This window comes from Gordonia sp. (in: high G+C Gram-positive bacteria) (genome assembly GCF_012515855.1).
In the GTDB taxonomy this organism is placed as follows: Bacteria; Actinomycetota; Actinomycetes; order Mycobacteriales; family Mycobacteriaceae; genus Gordonia.
Genome location: NZ_JAAYXO010000057.1, coordinates 20,187 through 43,756, shown reverse-complemented (window position 1 = coordinate 43,756; position 23,570 = coordinate 20,187). Strand labels below are relative to the sequence as shown.

At 68.1% G+C, this 23,570-nt stretch carries 26 protein-coding genes; 24 read left to right on the top strand and 2 right to left on the bottom strand.

The window, feature by feature from the left end:
• Positions 1–152, top strand: a 152-nt coding sequence (locus GX543_RS03720) for a helix-turn-helix domain-containing protein (RefSeq protein ID WP_290849874.1), incomplete at its 5' end; no start/stop codon positions are given.
• Between the two features lie 10 nt (positions 153–162).
• Here GX543_RS03720 and GX543_RS03715 read toward each other — a convergent pair.
• Positions 163–1,026: a hypothetical protein gene (locus tag GX543_RS03715; RefSeq protein ID WP_290849869.1), complete on the bottom strand. Its 864-nt coding sequence runs from the start codon at positions 1,024–1,026 to the stop codon at positions 163–165.
• 80 nt (positions 1,027–1,106) lie between these two features.
• On the opposite strand from GX543_RS03715, the gene GX543_RS03710 reads away from it, so the two are divergent.
• The 9 genes from GX543_RS03710 to GX543_RS03670 all read left to right on the top strand — a co-directional run bounded on the left by GX543_RS03710 (position 1,107) and on the right by GX543_RS03670 (position 8,883).
• Positions 1,107–2,057, top strand: coding sequence for a Ppx/GppA phosphatase family protein (locus GX543_RS03710; protein WP_290849867.1), 951 nt, complete (start codon positions 1,107–1,109; stop codon positions 2,055–2,057).
• A gap of 98 nt (positions 2,058–2,155) precedes the next feature.
• Positions 2,156–3,103 carry a hypothetical protein gene (locus tag GX543_RS03705; RefSeq protein WP_290849866.1) on the top strand — a complete coding sequence of 316 codons (948 nt, stop codon included), beginning with the start codon at positions 2,156–2,158 and terminating at the stop codon, positions 3,101–3,103.
• A 19-nt stretch (positions 3,104–3,122) separates the two neighbouring features.
• Positions 3,123–3,986 carry a sugar phosphate isomerase/epimerase gene (locus tag GX543_RS03700; RefSeq protein ID WP_290849865.1) on the top strand — a complete coding sequence of 288 codons (864 nt, stop codon included), beginning with the start codon at positions 3,123–3,125 and terminating at the stop codon, positions 3,984–3,986.
• On the top strand, positions 3,986–4,846 hold the full coding sequence (locus GX543_RS03695; RefSeq protein WP_290849864.1) for a thioesterase family protein: 861 nt from the start codon (positions 3,986–3,988) through the stop codon (positions 4,844–4,846). Before GX543_RS03700 ends, GX543_RS03695 begins: the two co-directional genes overlap by 1 nt.
• Before the next feature lie 79 nt (positions 4,847–4,925).
• Positions 4,926–5,804, top strand: coding sequence for a pyrroline-5-carboxylate reductase (gene proC / locus GX543_RS03690; protein ID WP_290849863.1), 879 nt, complete (start codon positions 4,926–4,928; stop codon positions 5,802–5,804).
• 183 nt (positions 5,805–5,987) lie between these two features.
• Positions 5,988–6,227, top strand: coding sequence for a helix-turn-helix domain-containing protein (locus GX543_RS03685; protein WP_290849862.1), 240 nt, complete (start codon positions 5,988–5,990; stop codon positions 6,225–6,227).
• A gap of 237 nt (positions 6,228–6,464) precedes the next feature.
• Entirely contained in the window at positions 6,465–6,566 is a 102-nt protein-coding gene (locus GX543_RS03680; protein ID WP_003402602.1) for an AURKAIP1/COX24 domain-containing protein, read from the top strand.
• Between the two features lie 93 nt (positions 6,567–6,659).
• Entirely contained in the window at positions 6,660–7,718 is a 1,059-nt protein-coding gene (locus tag GX543_RS03675; protein WP_290849861.1) for an NAD-dependent epimerase/dehydratase family protein, read from the top strand.
• Between the two features lie 88 nt (positions 7,719–7,806).
• Positions 7,807–8,883: a lysophospholipid acyltransferase family protein gene (locus GX543_RS03670; RefSeq protein ID WP_290849860.1), complete on the top strand. Its 1,077-nt coding sequence runs from the start codon at positions 7,807–7,809 to the stop codon at positions 8,881–8,883.
• Between the two features lie 49 nt (positions 8,884–8,932).
• On the opposite strand, the gene GX543_RS03665 is transcribed toward GX543_RS03670, so the two are convergent.
• Entirely contained in the window at positions 8,933–10,111 is a 1,179-nt protein-coding gene (locus tag GX543_RS03665) for an HAD-IB family hydrolase (protein ID WP_290849859.1), read from the bottom strand.
• 113 nt (positions 10,112–10,224) lie between these two features.
• Here GX543_RS03665 and GX543_RS03660 point away from each other — a divergent pair, with 113 nt between their 5' ends.
• From GX543_RS03660 to GX543_RS03595, 14 genes are all read left to right on the top strand, one after another.
• Complete coding sequence (locus tag GX543_RS03660) at positions 10,225–10,485, top strand: glutaredoxin family protein (RefSeq protein ID WP_290849857.1); 261 nt, start codon at positions 10,225–10,227, stop codon at positions 10,483–10,485.
• Between the two features lie 176 nt (positions 10,486–10,661).
• Entirely contained in the window at positions 10,662–11,996 is a 1,335-nt protein-coding gene (locus GX543_RS03655) for a glutamyl-tRNA reductase (protein ID WP_290849855.1), read from the top strand.
• A gap of 110 nt (positions 11,997–12,106) precedes the next feature.
• Entirely contained in the window at positions 12,107–13,075 is a 969-nt protein-coding gene (gene hemC, locus GX543_RS03650) for a hydroxymethylbilane synthase (protein ID WP_290849853.1), read from the top strand.
• Between the two features lie 102 nt (positions 13,076–13,177).
• On the top strand, positions 13,178–14,785 hold the full coding sequence (locus GX543_RS03645) for a bifunctional uroporphyrinogen-III C-methyltransferase/uroporphyrinogen-III synthase (protein WP_290849851.1): 1,608 nt from the start codon (positions 13,178–13,180) through the stop codon (positions 14,783–14,785).
• A gap of 10 nt (positions 14,786–14,795) precedes the next feature.
• Entirely contained in the window at positions 14,796–15,782 is a 987-nt protein-coding gene (hemB, locus tag GX543_RS03640) for a porphobilinogen synthase (protein WP_290849850.1), read from the top strand.
• A 28-nt stretch (positions 15,783–15,810) separates the two neighbouring features.
• The gene (locus GX543_RS03635) at positions 15,811–16,368 is read left to right on the top strand and encodes a hypothetical protein (protein ID WP_290849848.1); all 558 of its coding nucleotides are present in this window, start codon (positions 15,811–15,813) and stop codon (positions 16,366–16,368) included.
• Positions 16,365–16,838 carry a hypothetical protein gene (locus tag GX543_RS03630; RefSeq protein WP_290849846.1) on the top strand — a complete coding sequence of 158 codons (474 nt, stop codon included), beginning with the start codon at positions 16,365–16,367 and terminating at the stop codon, positions 16,836–16,838. Before GX543_RS03635 ends, GX543_RS03630 begins: the two co-directional genes overlap by 4 nt.
• Positions 16,835–17,470, top strand: coding sequence for a DUF3093 domain-containing protein (locus GX543_RS03625; RefSeq protein WP_366929048.1), 636 nt, complete (start codon positions 16,835–16,837; stop codon positions 17,468–17,470). Before GX543_RS03630 ends, GX543_RS03625 begins: the two co-directional genes overlap by 4 nt.
• Before the next feature lie 3 nt (positions 17,471–17,473).
• Positions 17,474–18,415: an SGNH/GDSL hydrolase family protein gene (locus GX543_RS03620; RefSeq protein WP_290849845.1), complete on the top strand. Its 942-nt coding sequence runs from the start codon at positions 17,474–17,476 to the stop codon at positions 18,413–18,415.
• 106 nt (positions 18,416–18,521) lie between these two features.
• Positions 18,522–19,865 carry a glutamate-1-semialdehyde 2,1-aminomutase gene (hemL, locus tag GX543_RS03615; protein ID WP_290849844.1) on the top strand — a complete coding sequence of 448 codons (1,344 nt, stop codon included), beginning with the start codon at positions 18,522–18,524 and terminating at the stop codon, positions 19,863–19,865.
• A complete protein-coding gene (locus tag GX543_RS03610) occupies positions 19,865–20,491 on the top strand; it encodes a histidine phosphatase family protein (protein ID WP_290849843.1) in 627 nt (208 codons plus the stop codon). Before hemL ends, GX543_RS03610 begins: the two co-directional genes overlap by 1 nt.
• Positions 20,492–20,495: 4 nt before the next feature.
• A complete protein-coding gene (locus GX543_RS03605; protein ID WP_290849842.1) occupies positions 20,496–21,116 on the top strand; it encodes a TlpA disulfide reductase family protein in 621 nt (206 codons plus the stop codon).
• On the top strand, positions 21,113–21,922 hold the full coding sequence (locus tag GX543_RS03600; protein ID WP_290849840.1) for a cytochrome c biogenesis CcdA family protein: 810 nt from the start codon (positions 21,113–21,115) through the stop codon (positions 21,920–21,922). Before GX543_RS03605 ends, GX543_RS03600 begins: the two co-directional genes overlap by 4 nt.
• Complete coding sequence (locus GX543_RS03595; RefSeq protein ID WP_290849838.1) at positions 21,919–23,547, top strand: cytochrome c biogenesis protein ResB; 1,629 nt, start codon at positions 21,919–21,921, stop codon at positions 23,545–23,547. Before GX543_RS03600 ends, GX543_RS03595 begins: the two co-directional genes overlap by 4 nt.
• The last annotated feature ends 23 nt before the right edge of the window (positions 23,548–23,570 follow it).

Genomic DNA, 23,570 nt, shown 5'->3' with positions numbered 1-23,570 from the left:
TGATCGACCGAGTCTGGGGCGCCGACTACGTCGGCGACACCAAGACCCTCGACGTCCACGTGAAGCGCCTGCGCTCCAAGGTGGAACCCGACCCGTCACAGCCCCGCCACCTGATCACGGTGCGAGGTCTGGGGTACAAGTTCGAACAATGAGACGGAGTCTTTACAACTGCTCGTACTTGATGTCCGTCTCCCGCCGCGAGGTGGCGGCCTCGGTCGCCGGATGCACGGCGATCAAGCCGAGGCCGTTGCGTCGTCGGCACGCGGCGGCGAGCACGTCGTAGGCCGGTTCGCCGATCAGTTCGATCAGTTCGGGACGGTACGACTCGAAGACCTGCTTGGCGCCGGTGTGGGCTTCGGGAGACCCCGAGCAGTACCAGTCGAGATCGTGCCCGCCCTCCCCCCAGCCGCGACGGTCGAACTCGGTGAGCGAGGTCTTCAAGATCTGCGTGCCGTCGGGCCGGTCCACCCACTCCTCGGTGCGCCGCATCGGTAGCTGACAGCACACCTCGGGCTTCACGGTCAGCGGCTCCAATCCCCTGCGCAGGGCCATCGAGTGCAGTGAGCACCCCTGGCCGGCGGGAAAGCCCGGGCGGTTGAGGAAGATGCAGGCACCGTCGTGCAGCCGGGTCTTGAGCGCGGGCTCGTCGTCGAGGTCTTCGGCCTCCTCGAGGTAGCCGCGCTTGCCGAGCGGATCCTTGCCGGAGCCGAGGGGATGAAACTCCCAGTCCTCGGGGGTCAGCATCGCCACGCCCGCGGCGAGCTTCTGGCGGTCGTCGTCGTCGGTCAGGTAGGCGCCGTGCGTGCAGCAGCCGTCGGGCTGGCGGCCGGCGATGATGCCGTGGCACGCCGGGGTGCCGAAGACGCAGTTCCAGCGCGACAGCATCCAGGTGAGGTCGGCGTTGATCAGGTGCTCGGGGTCCGCCGGGTCGATGAACTCGTACCACTCGCGTGGAAAGTCCAGGGGTACTTCGGGAACCGGGGCCCCGGGCCGCGCGCCCCCGGTCTTCTTCTTTGAGCCGGTCACGGTGATTCCTCCAATGATTCAACGCACCACGGTAGTCGTTCGGTTAGCGCGGACGCTTCCGGCGCAGTAATTTTGATCGCGTGCGACTAGGAGTGCTCGACGTGGGCAGCAACACCGTGCATCTGCTGGTGGTCGATGCACATCGGGGCGGTCATCCGAATCCGATGAGTTCGACCAAAGCGGTGCTCCGTCTTGCCGAGGAGATCGACGACAGCGGCAAGATGACCGAGCGCGGTTCGGATGCCCTCACGGCGACGGTCAAGGACTTCACCCGGATAGCCAAGGCATCGGGATGCGAGCAGGTGATGGCGTTCGCCACCTCGGCGGTGCGCGATGCCACCAACACCGACGAGGTGCTGGCTCAGGTCAAGGAGGCCTCCGGGTTGACGGTGGACGTCCTCGAGGGCATCGATGAGGCGCGACTGACGTCGTTGGCGGTGCGCCGCTGGTACGGCTGGAGCGCCGGCCGCATCCTGACCTTCGACATCGGCGGTGGAAGCCTGGAGATGACGAGCGGGGTGGACGAGGAGCCCGAGGTGGCGCTGTCGCTGCCGCTGGGCGCGGGACGTCTCACGCGCGAGTGGCTGCCCGGTGATCCGCCGAGCAAGCGCCACGTGTCGGTGCTGCGCGATTGGCTCGACGCGGAACTCCGCGAGCCTGCCAAGGAACTGCGGAGCGCGGGAAAGCCGGACATCTCGGTCGGCTCGTCGAAGACCTTCCGTTCGCTCGCACGCCTCACCGGCGCCGCACCGTCGGGAGCGGGTCCTCGGGTCCGGCGGACGCTCACCGTGAGCGGCTTGCGCCAACTGATCGCGTTCATCTCCCGGATGACGGCTGCCGACCGCGCGGACCTGGAAGGGGTCAGCTCCGACCGGGCGTCGCAGATCGTCGCGGGCGCGCTGGTCGCAGAGGCCGCCATGCGCGCGACCGGTGTGGATACACTTGACATCTCGCCGTGGGCCCTGCGCGAGGGCGTGATTCTGCGCCGCCTCGACGCCGAGCCCGCGGGAGCGCTGGTCACCACCGACTAGCCGAGTAGTGTCGGAGCGGGCGTCGGTCGGAAGCATCTCGCGACCGTCCGGCAGGCCGAGACCGAAACACGATCGATCCACGAGGGGAGCTCCCAGACATGGCTAAGGAATCCGAGCCTCGCTCGAAGCCGATCACGGTTTCCGAGTTGATTGCGCGGTCCGAACCGGCAGGATCGGCGTTCCCGAAGTCCGTGTCCGACGAGGCCTCCCGCACCAGGAGGCCGATCGGGGCCTCCGGCATGCCGTTCCATGCTCCCGCCGAACCGGCGGCGGTCGAAGACAGTGAGCCCGGCCCGGAGGCGAACGTGGTCACCGGCATCATCCCGGTGGTCAGTGACGAGCCCGCTGTCGATCAGACCGCAGGCCTGCAACGAGTACCGTTCGACGACCTGGTGGGCGTCGAGTTGCCCGCGGTCGAGATCCGCGAGGCGGAGCTGCGCGCGGCAGCCGCCGAAACCGGACCGGTGCCGGTTGTCACGTCGCCCGTCGCCGAATACGAGGGCGATTACACCGACCCCGAGACATATCAAGACCCCGAGACTTATGAAGACGACTACGGGGACGAGGACTACGGGGACGAGGACTACGGGGACGATAACTACGGGGACGAGGTCGAGCCGAGCGCCGACGACGGCACTGAGCACCGGCACGTCGCCTCGTCCGCTGAACTGCTGGCCGCACAAGAAGCGGAAGACGAGGCAGCCGCCGAAGCGCTCGAGCGGGATCGAGCCGAGAAGGCGGAGAAAGCCGCGGCGAAGAAGGCTCGGAAGGAACGCGACCGGTCGGAGAAGTCGCCGCTGATGGGCTGGCTGACGCTGATCGGCGAAGTGGTGCTCGGCCTGGCTGTCGGCGCGGGACTGTTCTGGGGCTTCACCGAATTGTGGAAGCGCTACATCTACCTCGCGCTGATCCTGGCGGTCGTCGTGATCTTCGCGATCGTCACGTTCGCGCACATCCTGCGCAAGCGGGACCTGCCGACGACGCTGCTGGCGCTGGGCGTCGGGATGCTGGTCACGATCGGGCCGCTGGTCCTGTTGGCGGCTTGAGTCGGTAGACGTGTCCCAAATGCGTTTCCCGATTCCGATCGGTTTGTCGACCGCATCGGTCTACCCGCAGAACACCGAGGCGGCGTTCGCATACGCCGCCGACCTCGGGTTCGACGGCGTGGAACTGATGGTGTGGGGCGAATCGGTGAGCCAGAACGTCGCGCAGGTCGCGCACCTCTCGCAGCGCTACCAGGTTCCGGTGCTGTCGGTGCACGCCCCGTGCCTGATCATCTCGCAGCGGGTGTGGGGCCGCGATCCGGCGGCCAAGCTCCGGCGGTCGGTCCAGGCCGCCGAGGACCTCGGCGCGACGACGGTCGTCGTGCATCCACCGTTTCGCTGGCAGCGCGAGTACGTCCGGGCCTTCGACGACCTCGTCACCGAACTGGAGGCGTCGTCCGACGTCTCGGTCGCCGTCGAGAACATGTTTCCGATGCGAGCCGATCGGCTCTTCGGTGCGGGGGAGCGGTCCGCGCGTCGAATGAGTGACCGCGGCGGGAGCCCGGGCGCCAGCGCGTCGGCGTTCGGCAAGTCCATCGACCCGACGGTGGACGGCTACGACCACTACACGCTCGACCTCTCGCATGCGGCCACCGCGGGCGTCGATGCCCTCGGCCTCCAGACCCGAATGGGCACCGGGCTCGAACACCTGCACCTCACCGACGGGACGGGTGCGGCGCACGATGAGCATCTGATTCCCGGTGACGGTTCGCAGCCCTGCATCGAGGTCTGCCGCCGGCTGGCCGACAGCGACTTCTCCGGGGCGGTGGTCCTCGAGGTGCACACCGGCTCGGCGCGAACCAAGAACGAGCGTGCGGCGATGCTCGCGCGCTCGCTGGACTTCGCCCGCACACACCTCCACCGTGAACAGAAGGAACTCGTCTGATGACGATTGAGTTGTCGCCGACGACGCTGGACTCGTTGATCACACTGGACGGCCTCACCCGCGGCAGCGGCGACGCGGCATACCGCGGGAACCTCGATCCGACCTTCACCATCGGGCCCAAGGTGCACGGAGGCAGCATCCAGATGATGATCGCCGCAGCCGCCCGTCGTGCGCTGTCGGAACTCGCCGACCCCGCCGACGAGGTGGCGGTCATCGCCATCGCCAGCGACTTTCTGGCCGCGCCCGATCCCGCACCGGTCGAATTGCATGCGAGCCTGATCAAGACCGGCCGCACCGTGTCCCTGATGCGCGTCGACGTCCGCCAGAACGATCGGCTGATGGTGACTTCCACCGTCACGCTGGGACGTCCCGACCACGGCGATGCGCGCTTCCGCGGTCCGACGCCGGTCTCGGACCTCGACGTGGCGCCGCCCGCGGACGCGCCGGGGCTGTATTCGACGTCGGTCGGCGAGGTGGTCCACCTCGGTGCGGCGATCGAGGTGGTCCTGGACATGGACCACTTCCCGGCGCTACGCGGTGAGACCGGCGAACCGCTGGTGCGGGGATGGACGCGACCGAAAGCGGCAGACGTCCCCGCAACCGTGCAGGCCGGCTTCCCGGTGCTGGTGTGCGACCTCTCGCCGCCCGTCGTGATGAACCTCGGCATGTTCGGCTGGGCGCCGACCGTCCAGCTGACCACATACGTGAGCCGGGTGCCTGCAGCCGGTTGGCTCCGGTTCGCGGCGTCGGCTCAAGAGGTCGGACAGGGCATGTTCGCCGAAGACCACGTGGTGGTCGACGCCACCGGGGCCACGGTGGCGCAGTCGCGCCAGCTCGCGCTGATTCCGGCCGCACGCTAGTTTCCGGGCCCTCGTCGTCGCACGGGAGCCGAATCACCTTCTCCAGACGCTAGAAACAACTTCGAAAGGCAGTGATCACATGACCGAACGGGTCGCGATTATCGGTGGCGGCAAGATCGGTGAGGCCCTGCTGGCTGGTCTGATCGGCGCGGGCAAGCCTGTCCGCGACCTGGTGGTGGCGGAACGGTCTCCGGACCGTGCCGCAGAACTGGGAGAAGACTACGGCGTCCGCGTCACCGACGACATCTCGGATGCGGCCGAGGGGGCCCGCGTGGTGTTCATCGCGGTGAAGCCGGACGCGGTGGACGGCGTGCTGCAGACGCTGTCGGTGACGGACGACGAGGGTGAGCTGGAACGCATCACGGTGACCCTGGTCGCAGGCATCCCGACGACGCGCTACGAGGCTGCTCTCCAGGCAGGCTCGCCGGTGATTCGAGTGATGCCCAATACCCCGATGCTGGTGAACGAGGCGATGTCGGCCGTCAGCCCGGGCCGGTACGCCGAAGAGGAGCAGGTGGCGCTCACGGTGCGGCTGCTGGAGTCCGTCGGCAAGGTGATGGTGGTCCCGGAGAAGCTGATGGACGCCGTCACGGCGATCTCCGGTTCCGGGCCCGCCTACTTCTTCCTGATGGTCGAAGCGATGATCGACGCGGGCGTCGCCCTCGGCCTCACGCGTCCCCAGGCGAGCGAACTGGCGGTGCAGACCATCAAGGGTGCAGGCATGCTGCTCAGCGAATCGGGCCTCTCCCCGGTGGAACTGCGCGCTGCGGTCACCTCGCCCGCGGGCACCACCGCGGCTGCGCTGCGCGAGTTCGAAAGGGCAGGCCTGCGTCATGCGGTCAACGAAGCGACGGCGGCCTGCGCGGAGGTCAGCGCCAAAACTGCACGTCGAGTGGAAGTTGAGGGTTCAGGCCAAGGCGTCCAGCTCGGCGCCGAGACGGCAAGCGAGCAACTGTAGCGCCTCGGCCTGCGGATATGCGGGATCTTTGATGGGCGTGGCGAGTTATCCCTCCGGAGTTTCGCCACTCACGTCGCACTTTTCACATTGGTCACGCTAAGCTGCTGGCAGCACGTACGTGTCTGATGTCCGCCGGAGGGGAAGCCGGTGGCCGCGATGCGTGCACTTAAGGTTGGTATTTTCATGGCTGCAGAAAAGCCCGGCGACCGGAACGACTTCGCAGACCGCGGAGCCGCGAACGCATCCGCCACTCAGTTCCTGACCGTCGCAGAGGTCGCGTCCCTGATGCGCGTCTCGAAGATGACCGTCTACCGGCTCGTGCACAACGGCGAGCTGCCCGCGGTGCGCGTGGGACGTTCGTTCCGCGTCCACGCCAAGGCTGTCCACGAGTACCTCGAGACCTCGTACTTCGACGCAGGCTAGAACGACGATCATGCCTCCGAACCCCCTCCGGCCTCATGGCCGAGGGGTTCGTCGGCATTTCTGCCGCCGATGCGTTGAAAGCCGATATGGGGCCGAATTCGCCTCAGCTTCATCGGGTCGGTAATATTGTTCGTCAGGTCGCTGTCGCCTGGTTGTAACCCCTGTCGGCGACGGCTCGGCCACAGGTTCTCGGACCCGGCCACATGAGTTCATCAGTACCGATCGTAGGGAGACCCCATGGGTTCCGTTATCAAGAAGCGTCGCAAGCGCATGTCGAAGAAGAAGCACCGCAAGCTGCTGCGTCGCACGCGAGTGCAGCGTCGTAAACTCGGCAAGTGATAGACCAGAACCCGCCTCTCGAGGCGGGTTCTGTGCGTTCAGGGGTTGTTCCTCGCGGTGGGCGCGTCACGCGCAGGCGATAGGCTGAGGAGCATGACCGACGACAACGGCAGCCAGACGACTCCGCGCTCCGTTCTGGTGACCGGCGCCTCCACCTTTCTCGGCGGGTACCTGGTGGCTCGACTGGCCGCGAACCCGGACATCGAGCGTGTCGTGGCCGTCGACTCGCGGGTGCCGACCAAAGACCTGATGCGGCGGATGGGGCGCGCGGAGTTCCTGCGTCTCGACATCCGGCGGCCGGCCATCGCGAAGGCCATCTCGAACTACGAGGTCGACACCGTGGTGCATGCTGCGCCGTCGATCATGGATTCGGTGGAGCACTCGGCGGCCATCAAGGAACTCGACGTGGTCGGCACCATGCAGGTGTGTGCGGCCTGCCAGCGGAGTCCCTCGGTGAAGCGGCTGGTGCTGCGGTCGAGTGCGATGGTGTACGGCGCGGGCCCGAGCGATCCGGTGGCGTTCACCGAGGGCACTCCCGCGCGGAAGGAGCCTCGCCGCGGGTATGGTCGCGACCTCATCGACATGGAGGGCTATGCCCGCGGGTTGTCGCGCAGGCGGCAGGACATCGGGGTCTCGATCCTGCGGTTCCAATCGATCCTCGGGCCGCGAATCCGCACGCGGATGAGTTCGTACCTGTCGATGCCGTTGGTTCCCACCGCGTTCGGCTACCAGCCTCGGCTGCAGTTTCTGCACGAGGAGGACGCGCTCGCCGCGCTGGAACACGCGACGCTGAACCCCCGGCCGGGAACGTTCAACGTGGCGGGCGAGGGCATCGTCACGCTGTCGCAGTCGGTGCATCGGGCGGGGCACCTCAAACTGCCGGTCCCGCAGCCCCTGATCTCACCGCTGGTGAGCGTGCTGCAGAACGGTCGCCTGCCCGGCATCCGGTCGGACAACACGCCGTATCTCTCCTACGGTCGGGTCCTCGACACGACGCGGATGCGCACCGAGTTGGGATTCGCGCCGAAGTACTCGTCGATCGAGACGCTCGACGATTTCGTCGCCCGCGGTCGTACCGGACCGGTGATCTCGTCGGAGACCTGGCGCGGCCTGGAGCAGCGGGCCGTGGCGGCGGCCACGCGGCTGCAGTGACCGGGTATGTCCGAAGTAGTATGTGGAACGACTGTTCCACGGGCCGACGACGTCGGTACCCGGTGATTTCCGAGCGGAGGTGTCGACCATGGCGGCAGCTGAGAAACCAGGCGAATCACGCACAGCGAAGGTGATCGCGCTCTACACCGATCCCAATGTGCAACGACGTTCGGCACACATCGGGCACCCCAACACCGACGACTTCGGTCGGCCGGCGGCCGAGGTGACGCCGATCCACGAGGGCATCGAGTTCCACGACGAGCCGAGCGCTCCGGTCGACCCCGCGCGCAGCGCTCCGCTGTTCAGTCTCGGCGGGATCAGGGGAGCCATCGCCGACTCGCTGATGGCGACCAGCGGCTTCATTCGTGAACGGATGACCGGCGACTACGCCGTCGACGAGTTCGGTTTCGATCCCCACTTCGCCGAGTCGGTCTGGTTCCCGGCCGTCCGCCAGGTGTACGAGAAGTGGTTCCGTGTCGAGGTCACCGGTATCGAGAACCTCCCGGCGACCGGGGCGGGACTGCTCGTCGCCAACCACGCGGGATCGATTCCGATCGATGCCGTGATCACCTCGCTGGCGGTTCGGGACAAGCACCCCAACGAGCGCTATCTTCGGATCCTGGCGGCCGACATGGCATTCGAGACACCGGTGGTCTCCGACGTCGCTCGCCGCATCGGAGCCACGCTGGCCTGCAACGACGACGCCGAGGAACTGTTGCGTCGCGGCGAGCTGACCGCGGTGTGGCCGGAGGGCTACAAGGGCATCGGCAAGCTGTACAAGGACCGTTACCGGCTGCAGCGTTTCGGTCGGGGCGGCTTCGTCACCACGGCATTGCGCACCAAGGCGCCGATCATCCCGGTCTCGATCGTCGGGTCCGAGGAGATCTACCCGATGATCGCGGATCTGAAGCCGTTGGCGCGTGCGCTGGGGCTGCCGTACTTCCCGATCACCCCGCTGTTCCCGTGGCTCGGTCCGCTGGGGGTGATCCCGCTGCCGTCCAAGTGGCACATCCACTTCGGTAAGCCGATCCGAACCGACGACTACGACGATTCGGCCGCCGACGACCCCATGGTCGTCTTCGACCTCACCGACCACGTGCGCGAGGAGATTCAGCAGACGCTGTTCCGGATGCTGAGCCGCCGAGGCAGCGTCTACCTGGGCTGAGCGGGTCTACCTGGGCTGAGCGCCGCGGTGTGCTACCCGGCCGCGGGGATCAGCCTCGGCGCAGGGTCTTGGCGGCGACGGCGGCCGCGCCACCGGCGGCGCCGACGATCATGGCTGTCTGCATGCCGTACTTGGCCGCCTTGCGGGCGGTCCGGAAGTCGTACTGCTCCCAACCCCGGACGCGCGCGACCTCGCGGAGGTCGGCGTCGGGGTTGATCGCCACGGCGGTGCCGACCAGGGAGAGCATCGGCACGTCGTTGTGCGAGTCGGAGTACGCGGTGCAGCGCTTGAGATTGAGACCCTCGCGGACCGCGATGGTGCGCACGGCGTGCGCCTTGCCGGGGCCGTGCAGGATGTCGCCGACCAGGCGGCCGGTGAACACGCCGTCGACGCTCTCGGCGACGGTGCCCAGCGCGCCGGTGAGACCGAGTCGCTTGGCGATGGTCTGGGCGAGTTCGACGGGCGTCGCGGTCACCAGCCACACCTGCTGGCCCGCATCGAGATGACGCTGGGCCAGCGCTGCGGTGCCGGGCCAGATCTTGTCCGCGATGTACTCGTCGTAGATCTCCTCGCCGAGCTGAACCAACTCCGCGGTCTCGCGGCCTGCGATGAACGAGAGGGCCTTGTCTCGGCCCTCGGCGACGTCGTCGGCGTTCTCTTTGCCGGTGATCCGGAACTTGGCCTGCTGCCAGGCGAACTCCATGATGTCGCCGTAAGAGAAGTAGTTCCGCGACGCCAGACCGCGTGCGAACAGCACGATCGACGCGCCGTGCACCAGGGTGTTGTCGACGTCGAAGAAGGCGGCGCCGGTGAGGTCGGTGACCTGCCCGGCATCGGTGTCGGGGGTGCGGGCGCGCAAGGATTCGATCGCGGCCTTGGCGGCTGCCTCGCCCGCGAGCATCTGCCGAAGCTCGCCCGCGGTCTGGCGGAAGCGTCCGGCGCGCTCGCTGATCCACTCGGTGACCCGTCGATCGTCGGTCTCGGTGTTCGCCGCGTCTGTGGCCTCTTGGTCGAACACCGCTTGATCGAACACAGCGCCGTCGCGATCCTCGTGAGGCTCTTCCGGATGGTCGACGTCGAACTGCTCCGACTCGAGCTCAGCGCCCTCGGCCAGGTCGTCGACCAGTGCGTCGGCCTCATCGGTAGTGAGGTCGTCGTCGGAGCCGTTGACGATCTGCTCCAAGTCGTGGTCACTCGAGTCGGGACGATCCATAGATTCGCGGCTCACCGGCCACCTCCTTCGCCATGGAAACGATTGGGCTCCAGCCTATCGCGGGCAGAGGCCGGTTGCCGCCGGGCCGGGCGGCGCACGGCGGCGTGACCTTTCGTACACTCGCCATCATGGATGCAGTGATCGAACTGATGTCGCGGACGGGCTGCTCGGCGTGTGCGCGCGCAGAGGCGGAACTGGCCCGGATCCTGCCCGACTACGGGCTCAGCGCCGCGCTGATCGACGTGGACCAGCGTGCCGCCGAGGGCGATCCGCTACCGCGTGCCGAATACGGTGATCGGGTACCGGTCGTGGTCGTGAACGGGGTCGAGCACAGCTATTGGGAGGTCGACGAACCGCGTTTGCGTGCCGACCTCGATGCAATGTCGTGACGTGAGGCGACGTCCGCCACAGGTGGGGGGCGTGCAATCGGGCGGGGGATTGATCTAGCCTAGAACGGCATGTCCACTCGGTCGACCGGCCGAGTCTGGAAAGAGAAGAGAGCGCCGGTAGGTGGTCTGCGGGCATCGGTGATGCAGGCATATCCGCGGGCGGGAGGCTTGTCACTGTGAGTGTCTTGTTGTTCGGTGTGTCGCATCGGAGTGCTCCGGTATCGGTTCTCGAACGACTCGCAGTCTCCGACGACGATCGACGCAAGCTGGTCGACGCCCTTCTCTCCTCCCGTACGGTGTCCGAGGCGATGCTCGTCTCCACGTGCAACCGCGTCGAGATCTACGCGGTCGTCGACGCCTTCCATCCGGCGCTCGAGGCCGTCGGCCAGGTGATCGGCGATCACAGCGGTCTGAGCGTCGCCGAACTGACCGACCACGCCTACGTCCGCTACTCGGAAGCCGCCGTCGAGCACCTCTTCACCGTTGCCGCGGGCCTGGACTCAATGGTTGTCGGCGAGCAGCAGATCCTCGGCCAGATCCGGACCGCCTACTCGGATGCCGACACCAACCAAAGCGCAGGCAGCACCCTCCACGAGTTGGCGCAGAAGGCGTTGCGCGTGGGGAAGCGGGTGCACACCGAGACCGGGATCGATCGCGCCGGTGCGTCGGTGGTCTCCGTGGCCATCGGCCGGGCGGGCGTCATTCGCGGGGATCAGCCGCCGATGCGTTCCGCGGTGGTGTTGGGGGCGGGCGCCATGGGGTCGCTCGCCACGAGTCAGCTCGCCGCCGACGGGATCACCGACATCACCGTCGTCAACCGCACGGCGGCCCGGGCCGACGAAGTGGCGGCGACCGTCGCTGAGAAGTACGGGATCGCTGCGCGCGGTGCCACCTTCGACGAGGTGGCCGCCGTGATGACCGACACCGACATCGTCGTCACCTGCACCGGCTCCATCGCTGCCGTGGTCCAGGTGGGCGACGTGCATTCGGCGCTGGCCCGTCGAGTGAACCAGGCCCCGTTGATGATCTGCGACCTCGGGTTGCCGCGCGACGTCGATCCGACCGCCGCCCGCCTGCCCGGCGTCCACATCGTCGACATCGAGGGCCTGCGGGGCGATGAGAAGGCTCGTGCGGCCGAGGACGACACCCTCGCGGCGCGTTCGATCGTCTCGGGCGAGCTCGCCGAGTACCTCGCGGTGCAGCGTCAGGCCGAGGTGACCCCGACCGTCGCCGCGCTCCGGCAGCGCGCGGCCGATGTGGTCGAAGCCGAGATCCTGAGACTGCAGGGCCGGTTGTCCGACCTGGACGACGACCAGCGCGACGAAGTGGCCAAGACGGTCCGTCGGGTGGCCGACAAACTCCTTCACGCGCCGACGGTGCGGGTGAAGCAACTCGCGTCGACGGGCCGCGGCGACCATTACGCCGAAGCCCTGCGCGAGCTCTTCGAACTGGCTCCCGGCGCCGCCGAATCCGTCTCGGCGTCCGACGCGGGCATCGAAGACCTCCGCTGACCCGCCTCTGTTGAACCCGACTCGGCTGAACCGAATCTCTGGGCGCTGAACCGAATCTCCGGGCGGCGCAGGCTCCAGGAAGTACTCACCTCCACAGACAGGACCACATCGTGCAGGACACCGGCCGACCCGTCAGCAGCTACTCGGGTGGGACCATCCGCATCGGAACGCGCGGCTCGCACCTGGCGACCACGCAGGCGCAGGGCATCGCCGACCAGTTGACTGCCGCGGGACACCCTGCGGAACTGGTGATCATCAGTACCGCAGGCGACACCTCGACGGCACCCGTCGCGCAGATCGGCGTCGGTGTCTTCACCACCGCCATTCGTCAGGCGCTGCGCGCAGGCGAGTGCGACGTCGCGATCCACTCGTATAAAGACCTGCCGACCGCACCCGAGGACGACTTCGCGATGGCGGCTGTCCCGCCGCGCGTGGATCCGCGAGACGCGCTGGTCAGCCGCGGTGGCATGGTGCTGGGCGAGCTCCCGTCGGGCTCGGTTGTCGGAACGTCGTCGCCGCGACGGGCCGCACAGCTTAGAGCACTGGGTCTCGGTTTGGAAATTCGCCCCCTACGGGGCAACCTTGACTCTCGGTTGGGCAAAGTCGCGAGCGGAGAGCTTGACGCCGTTGTGGTAGCCCGAGCCGGACTGGTGCGCATCGGTAAGGCCGATGTCGTCACCGAGGCACTTGACCCGCTGGTCATGCTGTCTGCGCCGGCTCAGGGGGCCTTGGCAGTGGAATGTCGTTCCGACGATGCCGAACTGGTGAGAATTCTCGCCGAGTTGGACGATCCGTCCACCCGCGCAGCGGTTGACGCCGAGCGTGCGATACTCGCGGCCCTCGAGGCCGGATGTACCGCACCGGTCGGCGCGCTGGCAGAGGTGGTCGAGTCGATCGACGAGGACGGGCGCATCTTCGCCGAACTGTCGCTCCGCGCGGTGGTGGCGGCCGAGGACGGATCGGAAGTGATCCGCGCTTCGGTGGTGGGCCCCGTTGAGCGGGCCGAACAGCTCGGACGAGATCTCGCCGCCGAACTGCTCGAGCTCGGTGCCGCACCTCTGGTTCCCAAGAGAGCCTAGACCGCGGTCATCCGGCCTCGTGCAGGAGGACGACTTTATCCCGTTGTGGCGGGGTAGGAACGAACTGCAGCCCCGGGGGCGGGGCAGGAGAGTGCGAGAAGCATGAGCCGTACGAAGAATGCTAATCCGGGCCGGATCCTGTTTGTGGGGTCGGGTCCCGGAAATCCGGATCTGCTGACCGTGCGAGCGCAACAAGTACTGGTGAACGCGACGTCGGCCTACGTGGACCCGGACGTGCCGTCCGGCGTCATCGCAGTGATCGGCTCGGCGCACGCCGCCGACGAGCCCGCGCCCACTCGGGCCGGGCGCAAGGCTGCGGCAGAGAACGCCGCCGAAGCTCCCGACGTCATCAGGCCCGCGCTCGGCGATCCGACGCAGGTGGCCAAGATGCTGGTCGCGGAAGCGAAGACCGGAGTCAACGTCGTCCGCGTCGTCGCAGGCGATCCGATGTGCTCCGACGCGGTGCTCGCCGAGGTGACTGCGGTGGCCCGCACCAGCGTTCCGTTCGAGGTCTTGCCGGGCATTCCAGCCGCCTCCGCCGTTCCGACCTTCGCGGGCATGCCGCTCGGCTCCGGCCACACCGTCGCCGACGTGCGCGGCGACATCGACTGGGCCGCCCTGGCCGCAGCGCCGGGACCGCTGGTCCTGCACGCCACCTCCGGTCACCTGGCCGAGCTGGCGAGCGCACTCACCGAGCACGGCCTCGCACCGCAGACTCCCGTGGCCATCACCGTCAACGGAACCACCTGCTCGCAGCGCACCATCGAGGCCACCCTGGCCACCGCGAACGAGATGGGCAATGCCCTGTCCGGGCCGCTGGTGGTCACCGTCGGCAAGATCGTCGGCCAGCGCAACAAGTTCTCCTGGTGGGAGTCCCGCGCCCTCTACGGCTGGACCGTCCTGGTGCCCCGCACCAAGGAGCAGGCCGTGGACATGAGCGAGCGCCTGGTCTCCCACGGCGCCATCCCCAAGGAAGTGCCGACCATCGCCGTGGAGCCGCCCCGCAGCCCGGCCCAGATGGAACGGGCCGTCAAGGGTCTGGTCGACGGCCGGTACCAGTGGGTCGTCTTCACCTCGACCAACGCGGTCCGCGCCGTGTGGGAGAAGTTCGCCGAGTTCGGTCTCGACGCCCGGGCCTTCTCCGGCGTCAAGATCGCGTGCGTGGGCGAAGGCACCGCGGCCAAGGTCCGCTCGTTCGGTGTCGAGCCCGAACTGCTGCCGACCGGCGAGCAGTCGTCGCTGGGCCTGCTCGAGGTGTTCCCGCCGCACGACGAGGTCTTCGATCCGGTCGACCGCATCCTGCTGCCCCGCGCAGACATCGCCACCGAGACCCTCTCCGAGGGGCTGCGCGAGCGCGGCTGGGAGATCGACGACGTCACCGCCTACCGCACCGTGCGCGCGGCTCCGCCGCCGGCCGAGACCCGCGAGATGATCAAGACCGGCGGATTCGACGCCGTCTGCTTCACCTCGAGTTCGACGGTCCGCAACCTGGTCGGCATCGCAGGCAAGCCGCACGCCCGGACAATCGTCGCCTGCATCGGACCGAAGACCGCCGAGACGGCGCTCGAGTTCGGCCTGCGGGTGGATGTTCGCCCGGAGAACGCCTCGATCGTCGAGCTGGTGGACGCGCTCGCCGCGCATGCCGCGCAGCTTCGCTCCGAGGGCGCCCTCCCTCCGCCGCGCAAGAAGTCCCGTCGCTCCCGTTCGTGAGGTCGATTCGATGACCGGTCCGGTTAACCGTCCCCGTCGCCTCCGCCAGAACCCCGCGATGCGGCGGCTGGTGGCCGAGACGCGGCTGCACCCCTCGCAGCTGGTGCTCCCGATGTTCGTCGCCGACGGCATCGATGCGCCGCAGCAGATCGGGTCGATGCCGGGCGTCGTCCAGCACACGCTGGACTCCCTGCGTGCGGCCGCCGCGGATGCGGTGACCGCGGGCGTCGGCGGCGTGATGCTGTTCGGCGTGCCGAAGCCCGAGGACAAGGACGCGACCGGTTCGGTGGGTGCCCGTCCAGACGGGATCCTCAACCGCGCGCTGTCGGCGCTGCGGTCGGATCTGGGCGACGACACGGTGATCATGGCCGACACCTGCCTCGACGAGTTCACCGATCACGGTCACTGCGGAGTCCTGACCGGCTCGGGGGCCGTCGACAACGACGCCACGCTGCGGCGCTACGAAGAGCTCGCGGTGTCGCAGGCGAGCGCCGGCGCCCATGTGGTGGGCCCGAGCGGCATGATGGACGGCCAGGTGGCAGCCATCCGCGATGCGCTCGACGCCGAGGGATTCATCGACACGACCATCCTGGCGTACACCGCCAAGTACGCCTCGGCGTTCTACGGGCCGTTCCGCGAGGCCGTCGGTTCGTCGTTGCAGGGTGATCGTCGGACCTACCAGCAGGACCCGGCGAATCGTCTGGAGTCGGCGCGCGAACTGCTCGCGGATCTGGAGGAGGGGGCCGACATGGTGATGGTGAAGCCTGCGATGAGCTTCCTCGACATCGTCCGGGACGTTGCCGATCGCACGGACCTGCCCGTCGCCGCTTACCAGGTCAGCGGTGAGTACGCGATGATGGCCGCCGCAGGGGAGCGCGGATGGATCGACTTCGACGCGGCCATCGACGAATCGGTGCTCTCGATCGCCCGAGCCGGCGCCTCGATCATTCTCACCTACGCTGCGCCCGACGTGGCACGGCGACTGGCGCGGGCGTGAACCCGCACCGCGTGATTAGGCTGGTGTCATGACTGCTCCCGGACTGCCGATCGCAGACCCGTCCGCGCCGCCGAAACGCCCGGACAGCATCGTGCTGGCCGTACAGCTGTGGTTCGGCGTGGTCGTTCTCCAGATCGTCGCCATGGGCGCGCAGTGGAATGTGTTCAAAGCAGACTTCAAGAACCGGCTCGAAGACTTCAGCAAGGAGCGCAACGAGCCGGAGCTGACCGCGAACCTCGACGTCACCTTCGTCATCGGGATGGTCGGCGTCGCGGTGGCGCTGACCGCGGTGGCCGCAGTGCTGATGTGGTTCACCTACGTCGGTTACACCTGGGCCCGGCTGATCCTCGGCTGGGCCAGCGCCTTCGTGACGGTGAACCTGGCCTTCTCGCTCATGGCGCTGTTCGTCGACGCGCCGACGGATTCGAAACTGCCCGATCCGCCGTCGTGGGCGATGATCCCGGGAATACTCGGCGGTGTCTGCGCGGTGGGTGCCCTCGCCGCGCTCATGCATCGCGACAGCGCGGCCTTCTGCCGCGACAGCGCCACGCATCGTTCCCGCAAACGGCAGAATGGCTTCCGATGATTGAAGTACCTGCTCGACGTCGTCGACCCGAACGACCGGACCCGAAGGACCGCCCCTCGCTGGTGGTCTGGGCGCTCCGCCTGTGGCTGCTCTCGGGGGCCTTGCTGATCGCTCTGGGCGTCCTCGCCGTGGTCGCCGACATAGTCAACCTCGGGCTCGAGTTCGGCGTTCTCGCCGTCGACTGCCTGGTGATCGTTCTGGGCGTCGTCTACTTCCTGCTGGCCGCCAAGACCTACCGCGGCGCGGTGGAGTGGCGATCGTCGTTGTCCGCGCTGACCTGCGTCGTGGTCGCGATGCTGTTGCCGCTGACGATCGGTTTCCAGAGCCCGGGCCTGGCCGTGGTGCTCGCTTCGGCGGTGATCGGCCTGTTCGGGTCGCTGCTGGCGTACCGGCCGCCCGCCGACCGCTGGTTCAAATGCCAGGTCGGCGATTGTGCGGCGGATGAGCCTGCCGAGAAAGCGGCCAAGTGAGCGACGCTCCGGAGAACGGCGACGCTCCCAAGGACGCGGAACCCAAGGACGCCGACCCGGATCGGGAGGATGCCGAGTCGGGCGCCTCCGACCCGATTCCGAAGACGCTGAATCCGCGCAAGAAGCACGCGTCCGATCCGCCCGTCGATCCGGGGGCGACGCTGCTCTACGAATCGGGCGGCAGCTGGTGGACGGTGGCGATCGGGCCGGTCCTGGTGGCGGTGATCCTCGTCTTGGAGATCATCGGTGAGGGACAGATCCATTGGCAGGTGTTGCTGGCCTTCGGTGCGATCCTCACCGCATTCGCGGTGGTGCAGAAGATCGCGGCACGCCACCACGTCTCGATGCATCTCACCGAGACCACGCTGCGCCAGGGCCAGGAGACCGTCGAGATCGCGGACATCGTCAAGATCTTCCCGGAGAACAACGGCACCGAGCCGCAGGACTGGCAGAGCGCCCCGGCGCTCGGTGAGCTCCACGGCGTGCCGCGGCGGCGGAAATCGGTGGGCGTACGCCTGGCCAACGGACGGTTGGCCCAGGCTTGGGCGCGGGACGTCGACCGGCTGCGGACCGAGCTGACCGAAGCGCACCTGGCAGTGAAGATGGGGCTGCCGCCGAAGGGGAAAACTTAAGCGGTGGCAACGGAGGGAGACCGGCCGCAGGCGGATCAGCCGAAGCGGGAACAGCGCACCGCGCTGCTGTCCGCGGTCGCGGTGTTCGCGGTGCTCCTGCTGGCCGTCGGCGGGGCCATCTGGATGACGTCCGACGTTCCGAGTGATCGTGAAGCGCCCGAATCGGCGGAGGCGGCGGCCGACCACCGGCCCCTGCTGATTCACCTCGGCGACAGTTACGCCTCCGGCGCGGGTACCACGCCGTTGGTCGAGGACTCGCCCTTCCAATGCCAACGGTCGAGCCGGAATTTCGGCCAGCTGACCGCGAAGAAGCGGGACCTGCGGGTGCTCGACGTGACGTGTGCCGGTGCGACCAGCGATGACTTCTATCAGGAGCAGTACGACGGGGTGGCGCCGCAACTGGACGCGGTCACCGAGGCCGCGGACTACGTGACGCTGACGATCGGCGGCAACGACTCGGCGATCTACACCGTGATGGTGGGGGAGTGCACCAGACTGGCGGCCGACGATCCGACCGGGGCGCCGTGCCGGACGACGGTGGGCGGTACCCCGTTCCGACAGATCGCGGAGACCCGGAAGAGCGTCGAACGGGCGCTTCGCGACATCCGTGCCCGCGCTCCGCACGCGGGGATCCTGATCGCCGGATACCCGTGGCTGATGCCCGCGACAACCGCCTGCCGCCCCGCGGTCGGCGTCGCGGACGGCGACGTCGCCTACGTTCATCGGGTCCAGGCCGCACTGAACGACGCGATCGCCGAGGCCGCAGCCGCCGCGGGCGCGACTTTCGTCGACATGTCGACTCGGTCGGTCGGTCACGAGGCCTGCGCGCCGCGCGGCACGCGGTGGATCGAACCGCAGATCGGCGCCGATTCGCCGATCGTCATGCACCCGAATGCGCTGGGCCAGCAGGCCATCGCCGACGCGGTGGCCGGCCACCTTCGGTGACTCGGGACTCCCCACCTGCGACATAACGTGCATTCCCACGGCATTTCGGTGTGACGTACGAGGCAGCGATTGGGCGGCGGCGCTAGGATTTGGAACACTGGAGCCCATGGCCCCATCACTCGAGGATCCCGTTCAGGACACCGCCGTCAGCGCAGAATTGTTCGAACGGGCGACACGAGTGACCCCCGGCGGCGTGAACTCGCCGGTCCGGGCCTTCTCCGCGGTCGGCGGCACCCCGCGCTTCATCACCGAAGCCAGCGGCTGGAAGCTCACCGACGCCGACCGAAACAGCTACGTCGACCTGGTCTGCTCCTGGGGTCCGATGATCCTCGGCCACGCTCACCCGGCCGTCGTCGAAGCCGTCCAGCAGGCGGCGACCACCGGGCTCTCGTTCGGCGCACCGACCGCCGCCGAGATCGAGCTCGCCGAAGAGATCATCGACCGCGTCGATCCCGTCTCGCGGGTCCGGCTCGTCAACTCCGGTACCGAGGCGACGATGTCGGCGGTCCGACTGGCCCGCGGTTTCACCGGGCGCACCAAGATCGTCAAATTCTCCGGCTGTTACCACGGGCACGTCGACGCGCTCCTGGCCGACGCGGGGTCGGGGCTGGCGACGCTGGGACTCCCGACGTCTCCCGGTGTCACCGGCGCCGCAGCTCACGACACCGTCGTCCTGCCCTACAACGACCTCGCCGCGGTGGAGCAGGTGTTCGCCGAGCACGGCCCGGACATCGCCGCGGTCATCACCGAGGCCGCCGCTGGCAACATGGGGGCCGTCGCGCCGGTCGCAGGCTTCAACGAGGGGCTCCGCCGCGTGACCGCCGAGAACGGCGCCCTGCTGATCATGGATGAGGTGATGACCGGCTTCCGCGTGAGCCCCGCGGGCCACTACGGCCTCGACGGCGTGGCCGGCGACCTCTACACCTTCGGCAAGGTGATGAGCGGCGGTCTGCCCGCCGCGGCGTTCGGCGGTCGTGCCGAAATCATGGAGCACCTGGCGCCGATGGGGCCGGTGTACCAGGCGGGCACTCTGTCCGGTAACCCCGTTGCCGTCGCTGCGGGTCTGGCGACGCTGCGCAACGCCACGGCCGACGTCTACACCGCCCTGGACGCCAACGCCGACCGACTCGCGACGATGATCGGCGACGCCCTCACCACCGCCGGTGTGCCTCACCGCGTGCAGAAGGCGGGCAACCTCTTCAGCGTATTCTTCACCGACTCCGCGGAACCGGTGGTGGACTACGCGGGCGCCAAGGCCGCGCAGACCTGGCGTTTCGCACCGTTCTTCCACGCACTGCTGGCGCGCGGCGTGTACGCGCCGCCCAGCGCCTTCGAAGCCTGGTTCGTCTCCGCAGCGCTCGACGACGAGGCGTTCTCGATCATCTCCGACGCGCTGCCGGCCGCCGCCGCAGCGGCCGCAGCAGCAACCGACCCTGGAAAGGGAGCCTGATGAAGACGATCGTCCACATGATGCGACACGGCGAGGTGCACAACCCCGAGGGCATCCTGTACGGCCGACTGCCGGGATTCCACCTCTCCGACACCGGTGCCGCGCAGGCGCAGCGAGTGGCCGACGTCCTCGCCGACCACGACATCGCGCACGTGTTCGCCTCGCCGCTGCAGCGGGCGCAGGAGACGGCGACGCCCATCGCCGCGGCGCACGGTCTCGACATCACGACGATCGACGACCTCATCGAGGCCGACAACCAGTTCGAGGGCCTGAAGGTCTCCGTCGGCGACGGCGCGCTCGGCAAGCCGCGCCACTGGCTCAAGATGCGCGACCCGTTCACCCCGTCGTGGGGCGAGCCGTACATCCAGATCGCACACCGCATGCTGGCCGCCGCCAACACCGCGCGCGATGCCGGTCGCGGACACGAGGTGATCTGCGTGAGCCACCAGCTGCCGGTCTACACCCTGCGCCGCTTCCTGGAGGGACAGCGTCTGTGGCACGACCCCCGCGTCCGCCAGTGCTCGCTGGCCTCGCTGACCACCCTGATCTATGACGACGACGCCCTGGTGGACATCGTCTACTCCGAACCGGCGGGCGCATCGGATCCGCGGATCACCGGAGCGTGACGGCATGACTGCAACTCGGCCGACGACCCGCGGCCGACGGCGGATGGTGACTGTCGTGCTCGCGGCACTCGTCTCCGCGTCGATCCTGACCGGCTGCGCCGTCGGCGACGACGCCGTCTCGCCCAACCGCGGCAACCAGTTCGTCTCGCCTGACGGCAAGACAGTCATCGAGTACGCGGTCGGCGACCGCAAGGACATCGGCGCCGTCGAGGGCGAGAACCTGATGGGCGACGGCACGGTGAAGCTCTCCGACTACGCGGGCGATGTGGTCGTGGTGAACGTGTGGGCCTCCTGGTGCCCGCCGTGCCGCACCGAGTTTCCCCACCTGACGAAGGTGTACGAGGAGACCAAGGACAAGGGCGTCCAGTTCGTCGGCATCGACTTCCGCGACTCCCGCAACAGTGCCAAGGACTTCGTCACCGACCGCAAGGTTCCTTACCCGTCGATCTACGACTACGGTGGCGCCACCCTTGCAGCCCTCGGTGTGCCCGTCGGCGTGGTGCCGACCACGGTCGTTCTCGACCGACAGCACCGCCCGGCGAAGGTCTATCTCCGTGCCATCGGCGAGGACGAACTGCGTGACGCCGTGCTGAGCGTCGCTGCCGAGAGCCCGGCGAAGAAATGACGCAGGTGTATCTGGCCGATCTGGGCACCACCTTCGCCTCGACGGTCACCAGCGGACCGCTGCTGCTCGCGCTCGGTGTGTGCGTCCTGGTCGGCTTGATCTCCTTCGCCTCGCCTTGCGTGGTGCCACTGGTCCCCGGGTACCTCTCGTACCTGGCCGGGCTGGTCGGCGCCGAAGCGCCCGCGGTCCAGGCGGGGGAGGGCGCCAAGTCCGGCCGGTGGCGGGTGGTCGGCGCCGCCGGTCTGTTCGTCCTCGGGTTCACCGTGATCTACGTCCTCGCGACCGCCGCCCTGTTCGGCGTCACGTCGGTGTTCCTCGACACCGATCGCCTGGAGCTGATGCAGCGCATCGGCGGCGTGATCACCATCATCATGGGGCTGATCTTCCTCGGGATGATCCCGTTCCTGCAGCGCGACGTTCGCATGGCGCCGCGTCGCTACTCGGGCCTGATCGGCGCCCCGATCCTCGGCGCGGTCTTCGCCATCGGCTGGATCCCGTGCAGCAGCGCGACTCTCGGCGCCGTCCTCGGCATCGCCATGAGCACCGAGGGCAACAGTCCGCTCCGCGGCGCCCTGATGGTCACCGCGTACTGTCTCGGCCTCGGCATCCCGTTCCTCCTTCTGGCGCTGTCCTCAGCGTGGGCCGTGCGCAGCCTCGGCTTCGTTCGCCGCCACGCACGCACCATCCAGATCATCGGCGGCGTTCTCCTCATCGGCGTGGGCGTGATGCTCGTGACCGGCATGTGGAACGAGTTCGTCGACTGGATTCGAATCACCCTCATCAACGACGTGGAGTTGCCCGTATGACTCAGGCCGGCAAACCGTCCCCGCTGCAACGCTTCGTCGTCGCACCTTCCCGGAAGGTCTGGCGGGGTCTGACTTCGATGCGCACCGCGCTGGCGCTGCTGTTCCTGCTCGCCCTCGCGGCGATCCCGGGAGCGATGCTGCCGCAGCGCGACCTCAACGAGTCGAAGACCCTCGAATACATCGAGAAGCAGGGCGAGCTCGGCGTCTGGATGGATCGCCTGCAACTGTTCGACGTCTTCTCGTCGAGCTGGTTCACGGCCATCTACGTGCTGCTCTTCGTCTCGCTGGTCGGGTGCCTGACGCCCCGCATCTGGGAGCACCTGCAGTCGCTGCGGACCAAGCCGGTCAAGGTGCCGCGCAACCTCAAGCGCATGCCGCGGCACATCTCCGAGACCGTCGACGGCGAGCCCGCCGAGATCGGCGCGCGGATCGAGAAGAACCTGCGCGGCTGGCGCACCGACGTGCGCACCGTCGAGCCGTCGACCAAGTACCCGGACGGCGCGGTCGAGGTGTCGGCCGAGAAGGGCTATCTGCGCGAGTTCGGCAACCTGGTCTTCCACTTCGCGCTGCTCGCACTGCTGGTGGCCATGGCGATCGGCAAGTTGTGGGGCTACGAGGGCACCCGCACGCTGGTGGCCGACGGTGAACAGGTGCTATGCAACACGTCCACCGCCGTGTACGACTCGTTCCGGTCCGGCGCGATGGTCGACGGCACCGGCCTCGAGCCGTTCTGCATCCGGGTCGACGAGTTCTCGGCGACGTTCCTGCCGAGCGGTCAGCCGGACATGTACGACTCCAAGATCGCGCACACCACCGACCTGTCGTTGCCGGGCGACGAGTGGCCGACCACTCAGGTCCAGGTGAACAATCCCCTGCGGATCGCGGGCGACCGCGTCTACGTCCTGGGCAACGGTTTCGCGCCCACCTTCACAGTGACCTTCCCGAATGGTGAGAAGCGTACCGAGACGACCCCGTTCATCCCGCAGGCCACGCAGACCATGCTGTCGGAGGGTGCAGTTCGCGTCGACACCCCGGCGGGCATGTACCCGAACGAGGACGACCGTCGCAAGAACCAGATCGCGATCGAGGGGCTGTTCGCGCCCGACGCGGTGTTCCCGCACGCCAACCTGCTCGACTCGGCGTCGCCGGAGCCGCACAAGCCGACCGTCGCCATCCGCATCTACAAGGGCGACACCGGTCTGGACACCGGTCGGCCGCAGAACGTGTACTCGCTCGACCAGCGGTTGATCGACCAGGGGCGACTGACGCAGCAGGCGTCGGTGAACCTCGGCATGGGTGCGGAGACGGTTCTGCCGGACGGCACGCGCGTGCGCTTCGACGGCTACGAGCGCTGGGCATCGGTCCAGGTCTCGCACGATCCGATGCAGACCGCGGTGCTGGTGTCGTCGGTCGTGATGGTCCTCGGACTGGTGATGTCGCTGATGATTCGCCGCCGACGGGTGTGGGCCCGAATCGTGCCTGTTGCCGAGGGCGACAAACGACGTACTGTAGTAGAGGTCGCCGGCCTGGCCCGTACTGACCAGGCAGGCTGGGGCGAAGGCTTCGAGGAACAGGCCAGGGGTCTGTTCGCCGAGGACGCCCCGAAGAACCGGGCCAAGCTGTGACGGCCCGGAGTGAAGACGAGATG

Coding starts and splice junctions, on each gene's coding strand:
- GX543_RS03705 (WP_290849866.1), top strand. CDS start 2,156: ATGGCTAAGGAATCCGAGCCTCGCTCGAAGCCGATCACGGTTTCCGAG.
- GX543_RS03700 (WP_290849865.1), top strand. CDS start 3,123: ATGCGTTTCCCGATTCCGATCGGTTTGTCGACCGCATCGGTCTACCCG.
- GX543_RS03695 (WP_290849864.1), top strand. CDS start 3,986: ATGACGATTGAGTTGTCGCCGACGACGCTGGACTCGTTGATCACACTG.
- proC (WP_290849863.1), top strand. CDS start 4,926: ATGACCGAACGGGTCGCGATTATCGGTGGCGGCAAGATCGGTGAGGCC.
- GX543_RS03685 (WP_290849862.1), top strand. CDS start 5,988: ATGGCTGCAGAAAAGCCCGGCGACCGGAACGACTTCGCAGACCGCGGA.
- GX543_RS03680 (WP_003402602.1), top strand. CDS start 6,465: ATGGGTTCCGTTATCAAGAAGCGTCGCAAGCGCATGTCGAAGAAGAAG.
- GX543_RS03675 (WP_290849861.1), top strand. CDS start 6,660: ATGACCGACGACAACGGCAGCCAGACGACTCCGCGCTCCGTTCTGGTG.
- GX543_RS03670 (WP_290849860.1), top strand. CDS start 7,807: ATGGCGGCAGCTGAGAAACCAGGCGAATCACGCACAGCGAAGGTGATC.
- GX543_RS03660 (WP_290849857.1), top strand. CDS start 10,225: ATGGATGCAGTGATCGAACTGATGTCGCGGACGGGCTGCTCGGCGTGT.
- GX543_RS03645 (WP_290849851.1), top strand. CDS start 13,178: ATGAGCCGTACGAAGAATGCTAATCCGGGCCGGATCCTGTTTGTGGGG.
- hemB (WP_290849850.1), top strand. CDS start 14,796: ATGACCGGTCCGGTTAACCGTCCCCGTCGCCTCCGCCAGAACCCCGCG.
- GX543_RS03635 (WP_290849848.1), top strand. CDS start 15,811: ATGACTGCTCCCGGACTGCCGATCGCAGACCCGTCCGCGCCGCCGAAA.
- GX543_RS03630 (WP_290849846.1), top strand. CDS start 16,365: ATGATTGAAGTACCTGCTCGACGTCGTCGACCCGAACGACCGGACCCG.
- hemL (WP_290849844.1), top strand. CDS start 18,522: ATGGCCCCATCACTCGAGGATCCCGTTCAGGACACCGCCGTCAGCGCA.
- GX543_RS03610 (WP_290849843.1), top strand. CDS start 19,865: ATGAAGACGATCGTCCACATGATGCGACACGGCGAGGTGCACAACCCC.
- GX543_RS03605 (WP_290849842.1), top strand. CDS start 20,496: ATGACTGCAACTCGGCCGACGACCCGCGGCCGACGGCGGATGGTGACT.
- GX543_RS03600 (WP_290849840.1), top strand. CDS start 21,113: ATGACGCAGGTGTATCTGGCCGATCTGGGCACCACCTTCGCCTCGACG.
- GX543_RS03595 (WP_290849838.1), top strand. CDS start 21,919: ATGACTCAGGCCGGCAAACCGTCCCCGCTGCAACGCTTCGTCGTCGCA.